General features: G+C 46.2%; 15 protein-coding genes. 3 read left to right on the top strand and 12 right to left on the bottom strand.

Annotated elements, in window-relative coordinates; all coding sequences use genetic code 11:
- Positions 1-6: 6 nt before the first annotated feature.
- The 4 genes from MHM99_RS00430 to rpsF form a co-directional block, all read right to left on the bottom strand.
- A complete protein-coding gene (locus MHM99_RS00430; RefSeq protein ID WP_049585677.1) occupies positions 7-3192 on the bottom strand; it encodes an efflux RND transporter permease subunit in 3186 nt (1061 codons plus the stop codon).
- A 459-nt stretch (positions 3193-3651) separates the two neighbouring features.
- The gene (rplI, locus tag MHM99_RS00435; protein WP_012519953.1) at positions 3652-4104 is read right to left on the bottom strand and encodes a 50S ribosomal protein L9; all 453 of its coding nucleotides are present in this window, start codon (positions 4102-4104) and stop codon (positions 3652-3654) included.
- A 26-nt stretch (positions 4105-4130) separates the two neighbouring features.
- On the bottom strand, positions 4131-4358 hold the full coding sequence (gene rpsR, locus MHM99_RS00440; protein ID WP_012519954.1) for a 30S ribosomal protein S18: 228 nt from the start codon (positions 4356-4358) through the stop codon (positions 4131-4133).
- An 11-nt stretch (positions 4359-4369) separates the two neighbouring features.
- Positions 4370-4771, bottom strand: coding sequence for a 30S ribosomal protein S6 (gene rpsF / locus MHM99_RS00445; RefSeq protein ID WP_014951120.1), 402 nt, complete (start codon positions 4769-4771; stop codon positions 4370-4372).
- A gap of 246 nt (positions 4772-5017) precedes the next feature.
- On the opposite strand from rpsF, the gene MHM99_RS00450 reads away from it, so the two are divergent.
- The 3 genes from MHM99_RS00450 (at position 5018) to MHM99_RS00460 (ending at position 7656) form a co-directional block, all read left to right on the top strand.
- Entirely contained in the window at positions 5018-5305 is a 288-nt protein-coding gene (locus MHM99_RS00450) for a YebG family protein (protein WP_014951121.1), read from the top strand.
- 222 nt (positions 5306-5527) lie between these two features.
- On the top strand, positions 5528-6331 hold the full coding sequence (locus MHM99_RS00455) for an ABC transporter ATP-binding protein (protein WP_080986363.1): 804 nt from the start codon (positions 5528-5530) through the stop codon (positions 6329-6331).
- Positions 6331-7656 (top strand): ABC transporter permease, encoded by a 1326-nt coding sequence (locus MHM99_RS00460; RefSeq protein ID WP_049585674.1) that lies wholly within the window; start codon positions 6331-6333, stop codon positions 7654-7656. The genes MHM99_RS00455 and MHM99_RS00460 overlap by 1 nt, the downstream gene beginning before the upstream one ends.
- A gap of 129 nt (positions 7657-7785) precedes the next feature.
- Here the strand turns inward: MHM99_RS00460 and MHM99_RS00465 are convergent, their stop codons facing one another.
- From MHM99_RS00465 to MHM99_RS00500, 8 genes are all read right to left on the bottom strand, one after another.
- On the bottom strand, positions 7786-9357 hold the full coding sequence (locus MHM99_RS00465) for a PAS domain-containing methyl-accepting chemotaxis protein (RefSeq protein WP_239217700.1): 1572 nt from the start codon (positions 9355-9357) through the stop codon (positions 7786-7788).
- 156 nt (positions 9358-9513) lie between these two features.
- Positions 9514-11019 (bottom strand): ATP-binding protein, encoded by a 1506-nt coding sequence (locus MHM99_RS00470; protein ID WP_014977672.1) that lies wholly within the window; start codon positions 11017-11019, stop codon positions 9514-9516.
- Between the two features lie 87 nt (positions 11020-11106).
- Positions 11107-12189 carry a methyl-accepting chemotaxis protein gene (locus tag MHM99_RS00475; protein ID WP_014951126.1) on the bottom strand — a complete coding sequence of 361 codons (1083 nt, stop codon included), beginning with the start codon at positions 12187-12189 and terminating at the stop codon, positions 11107-11109.
- Positions 12190-12341: 152 nt separating this feature from the next.
- On the bottom strand, positions 12342-12743 hold the full coding sequence (locus MHM99_RS00480; protein ID WP_049585671.1) for a hypothetical protein: 402 nt from the start codon (positions 12741-12743) through the stop codon (positions 12342-12344).
- Between the two features lie 44 nt (positions 12744-12787).
- The gene (locus MHM99_RS00485) at positions 12788-14167 is read right to left on the bottom strand and encodes a sulfite oxidase (RefSeq protein ID WP_049585669.1); all 1380 of its coding nucleotides are present in this window, start codon (positions 14165-14167) and stop codon (positions 12788-12790) included.
- Positions 14167-15171, bottom strand: coding sequence for a putative sulfate exporter family transporter (locus tag MHM99_RS00490; RefSeq protein WP_049585667.1), 1005 nt, complete (start codon positions 15169-15171; stop codon positions 14167-14169). Before MHM99_RS00490 ends, MHM99_RS00485 begins: the two co-directional genes overlap by 1 nt.
- Before the next feature lie 6 nt (positions 15172-15177).
- A complete protein-coding gene (locus MHM99_RS00495; RefSeq protein WP_014951130.1) occupies positions 15178-16185 on the bottom strand; it encodes a TauD/TfdA family dioxygenase in 1008 nt (335 codons plus the stop codon).
- 9 nt (positions 16186-16194) lie between these two features.
- Complete coding sequence (locus MHM99_RS00500; protein WP_080986362.1) at positions 16195-17148, bottom strand: aldo/keto reductase; 954 nt, start codon at positions 17146-17148, stop codon at positions 16195-16197.
- Positions 17149-17376: the final 228 nt, after the last annotated feature.

Genomic DNA, 17376 nt, shown 5'->3' on the forward strand with positions numbered 1-17376 from the left:
TTTTCCTTACACATGATCGTTGTATTTATTTTGTTTTACGGTGGATGAGGTAGTCGGCGAAGCGCCGGTGCTCTCTATGCGCTCGGCCAGGGGTTTGAGTATATTTACAGGTGACTTTGAAGCCGTCATACGCAGCAAGGTAGGCAGTAATAGCAAGGTGAATATGGTACTCACCGTCATTCCTCCCACAATAACAGCCGCAAGACCTCGGTAAATAACGCTGCCTGCACCTGGTAGCAACAGCAGGGGCAGCATGCCAAAGATTGAAGTCAGCGTGCTCATAAAGATAGGCCGTAAACGTAGTTTGATTGCTTGTTCTACCGCGTCATCACGGGTCAGCCCTTCTTGCTCTCCTATACGAGTCTGATGCACGAGTAAAATGGCATTGTTCACCACAAGCCCTAGCAAAATAATGAAGCCAATCATGGTTAACAGGTCCATGGGCTGGAAGGTAAATATGTTCATGATACGAATAGCAATCACCCCGCCCACCGTGGCTAGCGGAATAGAAAGTACTACCAGCACGCTGTCTTTTAACGATTTAAACAACCCCGCCATTAACAGCAGTAGCAACACCATGGCAAAAAGAAAGTTATCAGCCATCGAGGCAATAGCGCCTTTTAAGCTATCCGCGCTACCACCATAATTAATAGCGCCATCGGTAGGCATCATGGCCATAATGGCAGGTTCAACCTCAGAGGTAATCACTTTCATTGCTTCTTCTAAACTCATACCCTCTGGCGGATTTACGTTTAGCGTGAGGGTTCTTCGACCATCAATGCGCTGAATACGACTTGGCCCTACGGCTCTTTCAATACCTACCAGTTCGCCTAATTGCACCACCTCGCCTGATGGCGTCATGACTGGCGTGCTATTTAAGTCTTCGGGTGTAAACCAGGGGGCTGAGCGGAAGATAATATTCATGCGCTTGGTGCCATCGAAGTACTCCCCCACATACATACCATCACCCATGGCACGTACCAGGTTCCCCATACTGCCGCGATTTAACCCGACTTCCATCATTCGGCTGTCATTAGGGTAGAAGCGAAGCTCTGGTTCGGCTTGCTCTAGAGGTGGATTCGAACGCGCATTCGCGTTAGGAAAAACTTCTCTCAATTTGTCTAAACCTGCTTGCGCAGCAATGCCGAGCATGGCCTGATCGGTACCTTGAAGATGAATGTCGATTGAGCGACCGTTTCCAAAGCCGCCGAACAAATTGCCTTGTTGTGAAAAGGTCTGTGTATCCGGCAAATCCTTTAAAATTTCATCGCGAACAATGGCTTCTAACTCTTTGACCTTAGACTGATCTTTAGCGCGCACACCCAAATTTCCGCCATTTGGCCATGTGATAATGTAGTAGTTTTTCAGCGCTGGCTGCTTTTCTCCGTCCATATAGGGCTGCAGTCGCTCAACGATAATTGGCATCACTTCTTCGCTAATAAAGTTTTCACTAGCACCTGCAGGCAAACTTAAGAAGGCGTCAACGGCATCGCGTTTTACGGGTGGCAAATAGTCCATGGAAGGCATAAGCAGAACACTACCTGTTATAGGCACGCCCATGAGCGTTATAACTAATACAAGGCGGCGAAGCGGCGTGCTTGATAGCGACATAATAGCGCGGGTTATCTTTGCCCATACCCGCTGTAAGCTATCAGCTGGCATGTTGCCATTAAGATATCGAGCGGCAACAACAGGCAATACCGTTACCGCAACCACTAGCGACATACACACTGCAATGGCAATGGTAAGAGCGAGGTCAGCAAACAATTGCCCTTCAACATCTTCCAAAAACATGACGGGAATAAAAATAGCAACGGTGGTGGCTGTTGACGCCATGAGGGCACCAAACACTCCTTTCGTTCCCCGATGGGCACAATCCTCCATGTGCGTTTGTGAATGTGGGTCTTTATTTTCGATTTCGGCTTCGGCGCTCTTGCGCGTTCTTACAATGTTTTCCAGCACGACAATAGCGGCATCTAGCACCATACCTACCGCGAAGGCGAGTCCTGCCAGTGAAATGATATTGAGCGAGCGACCGGTAAGTTGAAGCACCACAAAAGTGCTAAGTAGTGAGATAGGAATGGCCAATGCCACAATGAGCGTTGCCCGCAGCTGGCGCATAAAGAGCCAAAGCACGGCAATGGCAAGCAGCACGCCTATAAATAAATTGCTGGTAACTAGCTGCACCGCTCTATAGATAAACACTGAGGCATCGAAGCTTTGCGCCATTACTAACTGTTCAGGGGCCAAGTCCTGTTCGTTTATTTGTGCAACTTTTGCTTTTACGGCTTCTAAGGTAGCTAAAACATTGGCGTTGTTTTGTCTGTCTACGCGAATAGATATAGCCGGATTGCCGTTTTGCACACTGTAGTTTGCACCGTCAGCGCGGGTGATTTTAATTTCGGCAATGTCATTTAGCGTGATAGGGCTGCCGTCTCGCCATTCAAGGATCATTTCACCCATTTGCGTAGGCTCGTAGCGACCTTCAAAACGCAGGGTATAGCGTCTTCTGCCCACATCGACAAAGCCGCCTGAAATATCATTCGCACGCCCCAACTCGTTGGCAACTGCCGTTAGGTCAATGCCTAACTGCGCCGCTTTAAACGGGTCGAAAACAATTTGAAACTCCTCAACGCCGCCAACCCCGCTTTCCATACGCGCCCTTGCAACGCCCGGGATGGATTCAAGCTGAGGTTTAATGACATCGGTAAAAAAGGTTACATAGGTATTAATTTCGTTTGGATTGCCCGGAAGGCGCTGAAGAAAAAAGTAGGTCAAAGCGGGGGCGTCTCCCCCACTTCCAGCAAGCATAATATTAGGGGACAAGGCATCGCGAGGTAGTGGCGGTACGCGATTCATGCGGCTAATCACTTCAATGAGCGTTTTCTGCATGTCCGTATCTAAACCAAACTCTAGATTAATCCACGCATTACCTTGGTTTGCCCATGCATTCATCGACTCAAGGCCAGGGATCCCTTGCAGCACTTCCTCTTGAGGCTCAATGATCTCAGATTCGATTTCTTGAGGCGACGCAGCGCGCCAAGAGGTCTGGATGTTAATATTCGGTCTTTCAATGTCAGGAAACAGCTGTACAGGTAAATTAAACAGGCTATATAGCCCTAAAAATACCAGCAGTGTTATTCCGATACCTACCCCAGTCGCGTTTTTTATTGCTTGCTTAGTGATGTCCATAATATGGCACTTATGCTTTTTATTGTTTGGTTTACTATAGGTCGCAGGAATGACAGAAAAAGTTTAAAGCCATGACACTAAGAATTTCAGCGATTATTAACATTTTGTTTAAATACCGTTTAAAAAACGTTATTTATCGCAGATGAGTGGACCTCAAAAATACGCCATTTGTCGGCGCTGGACATATTTGCTTACACCCATCGTTAATTAGGCGTCGCGACGTGGAGTGAGGGTAGGGATATTTTAAACTCGCCCTTCGGGAAGGTCTGGCAAGCTTCACTCTGGGAATTTGAAAAGCAACGGCCATTCCTACATTCCCACGCTTTGCTAGGAAACTTACCAGCACCTTCTGGGTGGGCAATCATCTATGCGGATTGGTATTGTTCTTTAAGTATCGAACAAAAATTTAGAGCAAAAAAAAGCCGCTCTAGGAGCGGCTTTTTTCAAATACGTCAGCGATTACGCTTCAGCAATGATGATCACTTTGATTGAAGTGATAACGTCAGAGTGAAGTTGTAAGTCGATGTCATACTCACCAGTTTCACGAAGAGTACCAGTAGGTAGTTTAACTTCTGCTTTTTGTACTTCAACGCCAGCTGCAGTGATTGCATCAGCGATGTCACGAGTACCAACAGAGCCAAAAAGTTTACCTTCGTCACCAGCAGGAGCTGCGATTGTAACTTCAGCAAGCTCAGCAACTTTTTCAGCGCGTGCGTTAGCAGCAGCTAGTTGCTCAGCAATTTTCGCTTCAAGTTCAGCACGACGTGCTTCGAACTTTTCAACGTTGTCTTTAGTTGCAGGAACCGCTTTACCCTGTGGGAAAAGGAAGTTACGAGCGTAACCAGACTTAACAGTCACTTGGTCGCCCAGGCCGCCAAGGTTGGCGATTTTATCTAGTAGGATGATATTCATCTTAGCTAACCCTTATATTCGCCAAATTACTTGTGTGAATCAGTGTACGGAAGCAACGCAAGGAAACGTGCGCGCTTGATCGCAGAAGACAGCTGACGCTGATATTTTGCGCTTGTACCAGTAATACGGCTAGGGACAATTTTACCGCTCTCAGTGATGTAGTTCTTAAGAGTAGCGATATCTTTGTAATCAATCTCAGTCACACCTTCTGCAGTGAAACGGCAGAACTTACGACGTCTGAAAAAACGAGCCATGGGTGATCTCCTTAAGCGTTGTCTTCAGTGGTTTCAGTTTTCTTTTCCGCGCGATCTTGGCGAGGAGCAGAATCGTCACGACGCTCACGACGAGGCTCTTCTTTCATCATTGGAGAAGGCTCAGTCACAGCAGTCTTAGTGCGCATAACCATGTTACGTAGGATCACGTCGTTGAAACGGAAAGCATTTTCCAATTCATCAACAGCTTCTGCAGACGCTTCAGCATTGATTAGTACGTAGTGGGCTTTGTGCAGCTTTTCAATTGGGTAAGCCAGTTGACGACGGCCCCAATCTTCTAAACGATGAATCTGACCACCGTCTTGCTTTAGGATTGTGGTATAACGCTCGATCATACCAGGTACTTGTTCACTCTGATCAGGGTGAACCATAAATACGATTTCGTAATGACGCATTATAGCTCCTTACGGTTGTAGCCTCGACAGTACAGCCGACTGTATGGAGACAAGGAACGAATTGGGATGGCTGTAAGGGCGCGCATTATACGCAGCAGTTACTAATTGCACAAGCATTAATCACCTTTAGAACAATCATTTGCCCTTTCCCCAAACACTACGCTCAGACATTTAATCAAAATACTGTTTATTTATACAGTAAAATACTGTACAGTTTTTGTGTCTTTAATAAACAGGGGACCTACCATGGCCATTACCACACAGTATGTTGTTACGCACAAAGGGGTAGAAAAATTGGTAACTACCGACAAAAAAGAAGCCGATCAGTATGACAAAATGCTCGATGCAGCAGATAACCTTGCTGACTACATTCATGCGAAGGGCATCAAGCTAGACGATAGCGTAGTGGAAGAGCTCACCATCATGCTGTCTAAAAACAAAGATAAAATCAGTAAGATTTTCAAAGGCGCTACCGCAGAAAGCGTATTAGAAGATGAAAGCGCAGAAGTGGTAAAGCTACAAGCTAACGGCTGATAATTTAGGCACGCCTCTCTTTTGCGTCGTTATGATGAGCAATTAATAAGAGCAATTGCCGCTTTAGGCTGATGAGATCTGATAGCATAGCTATACGCAAAAATGTTATTTGATAACATTACCTCAACGCGGCAATGTGTTTTCTCTGGTTTTTAACTGGGTGAACAGACGTGTCGCTTTTGCTAATGTGAACATAAGACGTAAATACAGGTCGGGCTTAGCGTGAATACCATCAATAAAAAAAATAGCACTCACTCCCAGCGCAACGCAGTGTCTGAAGAGCACAACGCAGTGAATAAAGGGCGCAACACAGCGATTGAAGTTAGCAATTTACAGTTTTCGTATACCAAAGAAAGTCCTCCCATCGTTGACATTAAAGCGTGGCAAGTTTCGCAAGGTGAACACGTTTTTCTTTCAGGGCCTTCGGGTAGCGGAAAGAGCACATTGCTCAATTTGCTGTGCGGAACATTAACTCCAACTCAGGGCGACATCGCTTTATTAGCGCAGCCTTTCTCCGCATTATCGAACCGACAGCGGGACAAGTTTAGAGCACGCAATATCGGCGTTGTTTTTCAACAATTTAATCTTATTCCCTACCTTTCTGTGGCACAGAACATTAATGCGGCGGTGTATTTTGCAAGTACAAACGTCAGCAAGACAGCATCAGACGCAAAGCTTCGTCATTTACTGGACAAGCTACAGCTGCCTTCTCACGTGCTGCATGCGAAAGCTGACGCATTGAGTATTGGTCAGCAGCAGCGCGTTGCCATTGCCAGAGCACTGATTAACGACCCACAATTATTAATTGTCGATGAACCTACCTCTGCCCTAGATACCGATGCCAGAGATAGTTTTATGTCGCTGCTAAAAGACGTTGCAGGTGAAAGCACCATGATTTTTGTTAGTCACGATAAAGCCATGGAGAGTTATTTCGACCGCCACTGCAGCATGAGTGAATTAAACCCAAGTACAAACCACATAAAAACGCGAGGCGATGAGGCCACAAAAGCACAGGAGCGTGCGTAATGCTAAGTACCATTGCTATTGAAAGCTTAAAGCGCAGGAAAACAACGGCAATCCTCACACTTTTAAGCATTACCATCAGCATTAGTTTACTTTTGTGCGTGGACATTATTCGCACCCAAGTTAAAACCAGTTTTACGCGCACCGTTTCTGGTGTAGATCTTATTGTTGGCGCACCAAGTGGACAGCTTAATTTACTCCTGTCATCAGTGTTTAATATAGGCACTCCCACCAAAGGTATTGAATATAAAAGTATTGCGGCGCTTCAATCTAACAAGCAGGTATCGTGGCTTATCCCACTATCTTTGGGTGATACCCACAGAGGTTTTAGAGTAGTAGGTACGACCAACAGCTTTTTCGACCACTTTAAATACGGTGATATGCAATCACTTGAAATGGCAGCAGGCTCGACATTTACGCAGCCACTGTCTACCGTTATTGGCGCAGATATCGCCAAATCATTGGGGTACAAGGTAGGGGATAAGATTATTATTTCCCATGGTCTGGGTAGCGTATCGTTCAACAACCATGATGATCACCCTTTCACTATCTCAGGCATAGTTAAGAAAACCGGTACGCCCGTAGATAAAGCCGTATACGTTACCCTACAGGGACTTGAAGAAGCCCACACAGGACCTAAACATTCGCCCACCTCAATGTTAGGCCGTAAATCTGCTGACAAGGCGAACGAGCATGAGCATGAGCATGAGCATGAGCATGAGCATGACGAGCATACAAAAGAACATGCAGTTTACAATAGCGAAGCGTTTACGCCTGAGTCAGTATCCGTGGTGATGCTGGGGCTTAAACATCGGGTAACTGCACTGCAGCTTCAGTATCAAATTAATCAAAGTAAAAAAGAGCCGCTAATGGCTATTCTACCGGGCATGGCACTCGCAGAACTTTGGCAAATTATGGGAAATGTTGAATCGCTATTGCTTGGCCTTTCCGGTCTTATCGTCATCTGCGCGCTTATTGGGCTTGCGACTATGCTGCTAGCAACGATGAGGGAGCGTTATCAAGAAATCGCCGTTTTACGAACTATAGGCGCAGGACCGTTTACCTTACTGCTACTCATACAGATTGAAGCGATGCTGCTTACGATTGTGAGTGCCGCACTGAGTTTAGGCTTGGTAGCTGGGCTTATGAGCGCACTAAAACCTTGGTTAAGCAGTACCTATGGGTTGTTTTTAAGCAGCCCGCTGTTTGGACAAAGCAGTGTTATTATCATTTTACTGATACTGGGGTGCACATACTTGGTTTCACTATTCCCCGCTGTGGCGGCCTACAGACGCGGCCTACACGCGGGACTAAACGCGAACTCATAAATACCCATGCCTACAGCGTTGTTTCGGGTTTTGTCAGCTTCTATTTAGCCCCACATCTGTGCGCAAATAGGCAATAGGTCTTTTAATGGAGCGAGCTTAAGCGAGCTGGAGTGAGTATTACTCTCCTACTCACTTATCTATACTGAAACGCAATATTAGCTCGTGAACCTGATTAACCGTTGCGCGCAAATCGTGGCTTGCTGCAAGCGATGCTTCAGATGAACGCTGGGTTTCAGACGCGCCGTCAGCGACTTCTACTAACTGCTGGTTAATATGCTCTGCCACCGTGCTTTGTTCTTCTACCGCTGAAGACATCTCTACCGTGGCATCAGCGATACCTTTCACTGCATTGTTAATTTCAAACAATGCACCTCGGGTTTCTTCTACTATAGCGCTGCCGTGCTCAGCTGAAGCTAGCCCTTCCGTCGATACCCTTACAGCTCGATCAGAACGCTCAGCCAATTCATTAATGATGTTGTGGATTTTATCGGTCGATTCGCGAGTTTTCGAAGCTAAAGTACGAACCTCATCGGCAACAACCGCAAAACCTCTTCCTTGTTCGCCAGCCCTTGCAGCTTCAATCGCAGCATTAAGCGCTAACAGGTTAGTCTGCTCAGCGATGGTCGAGATGATATTGGCCGCTTCGCCAATATCGCTGGTTGACTGAGCCAACTCTGTCACTGTGGTAGAAATAGACTCTACCGCCTCGCGCAACGCTACGATCGCCTGCATGGCTTGTTCTGCTTTTTGGTTGCCTGTCTCTACATTGGATGCCGCTGTCCTTGCGCTCTTTGCGTTACTTTCTACTCGTTCGGCAACTTCTTGAATCGCTTGACTCATTTGTGTTACCGCAGACGCAATTTGCTGTGTAGCTTGATTTTGCTGAACAACCGCGGCACTGGTGCTTTCTGCTTGCTCATGCGTGGTGTTAGCAATTGATTCGAGCCCCGCTGACGCATCTTTAATTCGGGTTAATGCCGTGCGATTTCTGGCAAGTTCACACCCCAGTGCAAGTTTGGCTTGGCTTATGTGAGGGGGGTCTGGGAAGTAGGTTTGTGCCACCGTTTCATTCGCGTAGCTTTCTGGGCTAAGAGAAAGCAGCGCGCCCCAGTCTTTTCTTGTCTTGGCTTCTTGAGCAATCATTAAAACTATAGCTCCAAGCAGCGCAATGCCAGCCGCAGCGGCGCCGTGGGTAAATGCAAGAGCTATTACTAAGACAGCACTTATCAGCAACGTAGGCGCCAGATGCATTAGGTTTTGAGCTAAGCGCGACATCGGTGATACCGCAGATTTTCCTTCCTGCATTCTGGCGTAAACACTAGATGCGCGTGCTATTTCGTCATTTAACGCCGGCACTCGAACAGATTCGTAGCCTACTACTGATTTACCTTCATAAACGGGAGTCACAAACGCCGAAACCCAATAGTGATCGCCATTTTTTCTTCTGTTTTTAACTAACCCAATCCAGCTTTGCCCTGATTCCAAAGTACGCCACATTTCTTTGAACACAGGAGCAGGCATATCTGGATGACGGATAATGTTGTGATTTTTACCAATGAGTTCTTCACGACTGAAGCCACTTGCTTCTACAAATGCGCTATTACAATGCTGGATTACACCGCGCTTATCGGTAGATGAAATAAGACGATGATGTGCGGGAAACTTGTACTCTTTCTGGGTAACTGGCTGATTATTTCTCATTGGGTGCTTTCTCCATGTAGCAAAGCAATCATCCGTTAATCGTAGGAAATGTTGCTTACCTCCTAAGACTAGAACATAAACAAATTCTGTCTAGCAGGAAGAAAAAATTAGAGAAATTCTATATTCTATCAGCTATTTAGGAAAGCACTTTATACTTTAGGCTAGAGGTAACAAAACGGCAACGCGCGTACCCTTTCCTTCTTCGCTAGTGATATTTATCTTTCCGTTGTGCTCTTCAACAATAGTCATGGAAATAGACATTCCCAACCCTGTTCCCTCGCCGGGTGGTTTAGTTGTAAAAAAGGGCGTGAATATTCTATCCAGTGTTTCTTTCGACATACCAATACCCTCGTCTTCTACGATAAGCATGGCGCTTTTGTCATCTTGCTGCACTTTGAGTGTTATGGACTTCCCTTCTGGTGTTGCATAAATAGCATTGGTCACAAAGTTAACCAACACCTGCTGAATCTGTCCTGCATTACCAAGGAAATAGACATCCTTATCGGGTACTTCTACATTAAGTTTGTTTTTGTACCTGTGCAGGTTATTCGTGAGCTTGATCACCGTGTTCATGGCGTCAATGGCACTAATTTGTGTATGCTTTCCTGAACCAGGATACGAAAAACTTCGCAGCGCTTTTACAATTTCAATAATACGTTCAATGCCCTCGTGAGATTCATTGAACATCTCTGTAATTTCGCTCGCACTTTCTTGTAGTGAAAAGCGTTTTTCCAGCGCCTCGAACTGCGACTCTACCTCTCCACCAGCAGTGCGACAAAGCTTGCCTATTTCTTCTAACGCGTGTTGATAATCGCTAAAAATTTCTTTTGCAACCACCGTATTGCTTCGAACATAACCGATAGGGTTATTGATTTCGTGTGCTATGCCCGCAGCAAGTTGTCCCAACATCGCCATCTTGTCTGCACTAACCAGCCTTTCTTCTAGAAAGTCTCTGTCTTTTTTAACCGAACTCAATTCTATTTGCCGACTGGTGAGCTCAGTTTTTTTGTTCTGGTAACGAGACGTAATGTTTAGATAATGTTTGGTGGTATCAAGAACGTGTAGCGTTTCTTCTTCTAAGTGATCGTCTTTGGTAAGCAACACGAGCCAAGCGAATTCGCCGTCTGCCATTTCATGCATAAAGTGAAGTAGCCTTGCTTCTTCTTTTGTATCTGGTCGCTGCACTGCATTAACGCACCAGTGGGAATAGCTCTCACGCAGTGTCAGAGGGGTTTCGTCTTTGAGAAGTTTGGCGAGCTCGGGAGAGCTATACCATCCATTTTCGTGAGATAGCACCTGGCTATCATCCCCCACCGTTAGCGCTTCACCTTCTACAATAAATGCTTTTCCACAATGGGCACCGCTAAATTCAACCGCCGATTCCAGCGCAGAAAATATAAAACTCTTACCCGGCTGAGCATTTGAAAGCTGTGATGCGGCACGGTTAAGGTACAACAACTCCCTTTCCCGCTGTTTTGAATCTTTTAAGGCTTTTCTTAGCGCTTGATTCGCTAAGTAAGCATCTTGTGAGTAGGTTTCAAGAAAAGACTCTGCGTTTTTACGCGCTATTTTTTGACGTTTAAGCTGTCGTTCTAAAGAGTTAACGCGGGCTTCCAGCGCTAGAATGCGCTCTTGTTCGGTGGAATACGATGTTTCACTCACCAAAAAGCCCTCCGTTTAGGGCGCCGCTATGAATTCGGGCGCCACGCTTTTCAATAGGGCCAGTTGAACCGCAAGGCTCTACGGGCGCTAATTAACTAGCCTATCAAGTAGTGTTAGTACTCTCTCACTGGCTTGTTCCATTTCCATAAGCTTAGCATCTGCCTCAGCATTGTTGCCATTTTGTTTAGCTAGAACGGCAGCGATACCGCTACTATGCACTTTTGCATGCGGCGCTTCAATCTCTCTGAATGCCGTTGTTTGGCCAATTGCTTTGTTAGCATTGTCACTATACCACTGCCCAAGGCGGCAGTTCTTATGATCGCCAAAGTCCGCCACAGATTTATTGCTGTAGCCGCACAGCACTGCATAAACCTCGGCCTTCCACACTACATGATCCAATTTTACTGTTTGAATGAACGTAGCAATTGCGCCTTCACTAATGGTGGACTTCATACTGTCACAGTGTTGCACCATAACTTCGTAGCTGCCATTTAGCTGATTAATGCCGGTTTCTAGCTGCTCGTTGTTTCCGCGCAGCTCATTGACACCTGAAACCGCTTTGGAAGTAGACTGAATTATACCGTTCACCAGCTCAGATACTTCTGTTGCTGATTTGTTGGTTTCTGTCGCCAATGCACGTACTTCATCAGCAACAACACTAAACCCGCGGCCTGCATCGCCCGCTCGCGCAGCTTCGATAGCAGCGTTTAGCGCAAGTAAGTTAGTTTGATCAGAAATACTCGTAATAGTAGTAACAAATTTATTAATGTTATCTGCTGTCGTTGATAGCCCCGATATACGTTCGCTCATGCTGCCCATTTGGACATTAAGCCCGCTCATGTCGGTAACAATTTTGCTTAATGTAGTCGCAGAATCACTAAACAACTCATTAATATTAGCAACAGACTGGTTCTCAGCATCGATACGTTGATAAGTAGCCAACACCGTTTCACGAATACCTTCTAATTGACGCATTGCATCAACAATGCACTTCATTACAACGGAATCGTTCGACGATGCATGCTGACCGTTTGCAGCCTCAATGGCATTAATGAGTTCACTATTTTCTGCCTCTAAAACGTCAATTTTGTCTAAGGCTTCTTGCACTCTTGCTTCTAGTTTACGTACTTGCGCTTCTTTTTCTTCGTATTTACTGCGAGATACAAACATGTGTGGTTACCGATATGTTTTTTATAGAGTTATTTTGTTCAGATTAACAGATATCCAGACCATTTAACTATTAGTCTGAAGTAGCGTTATGCTATGAGTATCGGCGGAATATTGAAAAACTGATGAAATAAAACGCTCGGTTGAGACGAGCTTTATTTTTGTGGCAGTAGATGCGGCTCTATGGGCGGGCGACGGGCGCCTTTTTTAGGACCATACCACAACGCCAGATAGTCTAGGATAGCGGACTCCGCATCACCTAATGGCCATAGCTTTTGCGTGTCTTGCATCCATCGAATAGTTTCAAGCCATCTCTCTCTGCTCATTGCGTTCTGTGTAATTAGTGAAGGCGAATGGCATGCGCTACAGTGTGCAACCACTAGATTATAGCCGGGCGCTACAGTAAGACCTGACTGGGGGTCAACAGACACAGTCGTGGCGTCAGCGGAATGCATACTTGAGCCGCTATTTTTATCGCTGCTTTCATTGATGGCCGCAACCAGTGGTGTGCTAACTAACCCTGCCATAATAGAAACAAAAACGAATAGACGGCGCATGCGAGCGCTCCATATCTCAAACACGTTACTCGGTACCATGTGTTTTACACAACCCGCACAGCAATGCGATGGCAGGCATTGTTTAAGTAGCCTTTTGGATTCCAGCCCGGCAATACCATAGGTTGTGCTTTTCCATTTTCATCTACGGCTTTGGCCCATATTTCGAAATAACCTTGTTGAGGAAAGGCTATTTTTGTAGTGAATTGCTGCCATGCATGTCTATTTACGGGAAGCGTGAGCTCTGCTATTTGCCACGTTTGTCCGAAATCAATAGATGTGTACACTTCAGCCACTTTACCCTCGCCACTCCATGCATGACCGCGCACGCTTAGTTTCTTGGCCAAAGGATGATCAGTGCCCGATTGTGGATAAGTAATGAGTGACTTAATAGGCATAGCTTCAATGATACACATATCTTCATCGGCTACTTTCGCCCCCGGAGCAACGGGTTTACAAGGGAGTCGGTACGCTTTGCCCAGCATTTTTGCACCGTCATGCACGCGGTCTCTGACCACTATCTTCTTAAGCCACTTACCAGACGTAGACGCTGGCCAACCACCAAAAACCAGTCGGAGCGGATAGCCATTCATTAAAGGCAGAGGTTCATCATTCATTGCCCATGCAATCAACGACTCATCTTCCATCGCTTTGTTTATCGGCACCCCGCGAGAAATAGCCGCTTTGCCCGGTGTACGGCTTAAATGCTGGTCATCACCATAATAGCCAATGTAAACAGCGCTATCTTTTACGCCCACTGACGTGAGTACATCTTTAAGCCTTACACCTGTCCATTTAGGGCATCCCACAGCTCCGGTAGTCCATTGGTTCCCCGTCGCTGCTGGCGAGAACTCGGCACGTCCATTACCGCCGCATTCCAGCGTTAGTTGGTAGGTGTAATGTTTGAATTGGGTTTTGAGCTCTTCCAACGTGAAGGTTTTTGACTGCTCGGCCGACTCCCCTTCAATAGTAAGCGTCCACGTACTCGCGTCTGGCTTTTGCGGGGGAATACCATTATTCCTTACGAAAAATCGAGAGGCAGGCGTAACCGCATCATCAAGTAAGTGCGCTGGCGTTTGAGCGTTAATTGGCCGGTCGTTAAGTATTGTTAGCCCGTCTTTTCCCTCGATAGAAAACGGCGTGTTCGACTGAGCAAATGCAGCGGGAATAAGTCCTGCTGGCATGAACTGACCGTAAACGACTTCAGCACCAAGTAGCAAAGACAGAGACTTCAGACCTTTGATAAAACCACGCCGAGTCAGCGCGTTGCTAGTTCGCTGAAAAACCTGTTCGTCGGCCTTTACAGGGTCCTTAGCGTACAGTTCATGAAGGCCATGTTTTTTCACTGCTACCACCTCGTCATTGAGTGCTTTGTGTATTAAGAGTGCATTAAGAATAATTGTGATAAATCGCGCAAAAAATCCCACTATATTGCGAACAAATAGCCCAATATAAGCAGTGCAATCCACAGCGTTTCTGCCACAATCATCACAATTGGCAGCATACCGACTTCGGCTAACTTACCAAGGTTAGACTTCATACCGATTGCCGTAATTGAAACGACTAAGAAGAAGCGTGATATCTGGGTCCCCGTTTCAATAACTACTTCGGGTAGGGTTACAAAGCTGTTGAGTAACATAAGTACAATAAAGCCAACTAGAAACATCGGCATTTTAGGCACTTGCGCCCCGTCAGCCTGACTTTTGGCTTTGTAAAAGTGTTTAATGGCAATCATCATAATGAGTACCACTGGCATTAGCATGGCTACTCGTACCAGCTTGGTCAGTGTCGCCATGTCGCCTGCACTGTCAGACACCGAGTAACCTGCCCCCACAACTTGCGCCACATCGTGAATAGTGCCGCCTAAGAAAATGCCAGCTTCCGTATCATTCATGCCCAACTGCGCCGCCACAATTGGGTAGAGCACCATGGCGATGGTCGACATAGCGGTTACGCCAATAACCGTCAGCAACGTGTCTCTTTCGTGGTTTTCTCCCTTGGGAAGAATGGTGGAAATGGCGAGAGCCGCAGACGCACCACAAATGGCTACTGAGCCTCCCGTTAATGCACCAAAACGCTTTTGTAACCCGAGTAATTTGGCGAGACCCACTCCGACAATAATTGTTGTGAGTATGGCAGCGGCCAGCATAAGAGCGGTCTGCCACCCAAGTACCGCTAAGTCACCTAGCGCAATGCGTAGACCAAGCAGAACAACTCCAGCGCGAAGAAGAGTACTTGCCGTGAAATCGATACCACACGCACAGGGCGTATCGTTCTGATGCAAAAACGATACGGCCATACCCAAAAGTAATGCGAACAACATAGCAGGGGCATTGTAATGCTCACTCAAAAAGAGCGCCGCCATACCGGTAATGGTTGCAATTCCTAGCCCGGGCCAAATATTTTTACATTTTACTGCTATATCGTTCATTTTCTTTTATCGCTCTGAGGCCACAAGCGCAACAAGCACTACGCGCTTTCGCTCGCCAGAATAAGGGCGGCGGCCATGCATTGCACGGTAATTGTCAACAATAGCCACGTCACCATCTTGCCACTCTAAGTCAAAGGTGTAAGTTTCAGACAGTTCTGCAACGCGCTCTAAACCGGCTTTAGGAATTGCACTTCCATCGCCAAAAGTAATTGCCGACGACGGGTTTTCCCTTACGCCTTTCCATCCCATATACGCAGCTATTAGCTGGTTATAGAACACTTCTGAGCCATCACTAAGTTCGATAACCGCAGGTAAGACAGGCGTAATGGCTCTTAGACTACCATCCTCCAACCATTGCCAGGTGTATCCTAACTCTTTTAATTTAGCTTCTGCCTCTTCTAATGACTCAACGCTTAGCGTGCTTTTCCAGCTTCTTCCTTGGCCAGAGTTGGCATCATTGGCTGCTGGCATAGTAGTCGTATATTTAAGGCCTTTCTCTTTAAAGTCTTTAGCAAGCGCAGGATTTTCTTCCTTCAATGCTTCAAACAATTTGTCGGAGCGACACAAAGGCGTTGCTCCCCCCTCATCCGCTGCAGTCTTACAAAAGAAAAACAGCTTGCTAGGTGAAATAGGCGTCTGCGCCATTTCATGATGTAGAAAAATTTCTACGTCTTTCGGCGCTTCATTTGCTGTGAATACGCGCTCAGTAAAGTTAATACGCACGGCATTAGACAACGACTCCTGATAGGTAAAGTTAGGATAGCCGAAGCCTGCTGAGAAAACGTCAAAGGTCTCTGCGGAATCAATTGGAAACCCTCGGAAAAGTAGTGCTCCCGACTTTGCAAGTTTTGCTTCAAGCTCTGATTGATTTGCTTTTACAAATGCAACGGTCTCTTCTACCGTTGTACAACCCTCGTTGTTCACGACTATTTCAGGGAACACACCGCCGTTATAATTGTGCTGAGTAGGTACACTTGCGTAGGCTACCGCAGAGCTGTCATTGACGTTTTTCATAGCTAACTCCTAGTCGTAAATAGGGTGGAAACGGTTAAAGGCAGCTTCGCAGAAGCGCCCTGGATCGTTAAATCTGCGATTTACGTTCAATGCAGATATTGCCTGCATTTCACTGTCGCTGAGTGAGAAGTCAAAAAGTGCGAGGTTTTCTTTCATACGCTCAACTTTTGACGTTTTTGGAATGATGGCGTTACCGCGCTGAATTCCCCAACGCAAGACAACCTGCGCGGGCGTTTTACCATGGGCTTCTGCCGCGGCTTTTACTACGCTTTGCTCAAGCACTGATTCCGTCTGATCAGCCATTTCAAGCTCTAGATAAGATAAGGCACCTAGCGGAGAGAAGGCCGTCACCTCCAGTCCATAGTCTTTTGCCAAACGAATTAGTCGCTCTTGCGTAAGGTACGGATGAGATTCAATTTGCAGCATGGCTGGCTTAATACGCGCATAGCTCATCAGGTCGTTAAGCAAACCGGTGTTGTAATTACACACACCAATTTGTTTTGCTTTTCCGCTATCGGCAAGCGACTCCATTGCCTCCCATGTCTTATGCAAAGGCACAGGCGCGAGTTCCATTTTAGGCTCGGCAGCATCAGGTTCGTAAAACCATTCCGGTGGATAACGGGTCTCGATAGGCACAAATTTCTGCGCTATTGGGAAATGGATCAGGTATAAGTCTACATAATCTAACTGTAAGTCTGACAAGGTTTTTTCTAAAGCAAGACCCACGTGCTCAGGGGCGTGAAAGGTATTCCATAGCTTAGAAGTAACCCAAAGCTCTTCTCTGGTGCACAAGCCTTCATCAATCGCTCGCTTAATGCCTTCACCCACTTCCTTTTCATTGCCGTAATCAGCGGCACAATCTAAGTGTCGATAGCCAGCCTTAATCGCTTGGTACGTGGTTTCCGCACATATGGCAGTATCGACCTTCCAAAAACCAAAACCTACCTCTGGTATCTTATTCATTGTTTCATTCACCTTAGAATTCGTTGCTTTAAGCTAGTACGGACTTTCTCTTAAACGTACTGCAAAGATAAAAAGCCGCGGTTTACTTTTGCAGTATGCTCTTGTATAACTTTAGCTTCAAACTTTAGTCTTGTATAAGACATAAGTTATTACACAGATATACCGATGTCAACAAAGCGTTAACAAACTTAATGAAAAGTTTGGAGTGCAATAAAAAGAAATGTCTAG

This window comes from Alteromonas sp. MmMcT2-2 (genome assembly GCF_022348305.1).
GTDB lineage: Bacteria > Pseudomonadota > Gammaproteobacteria > Enterobacterales > Alteromonadaceae > Alteromonas > Alteromonas macleodii.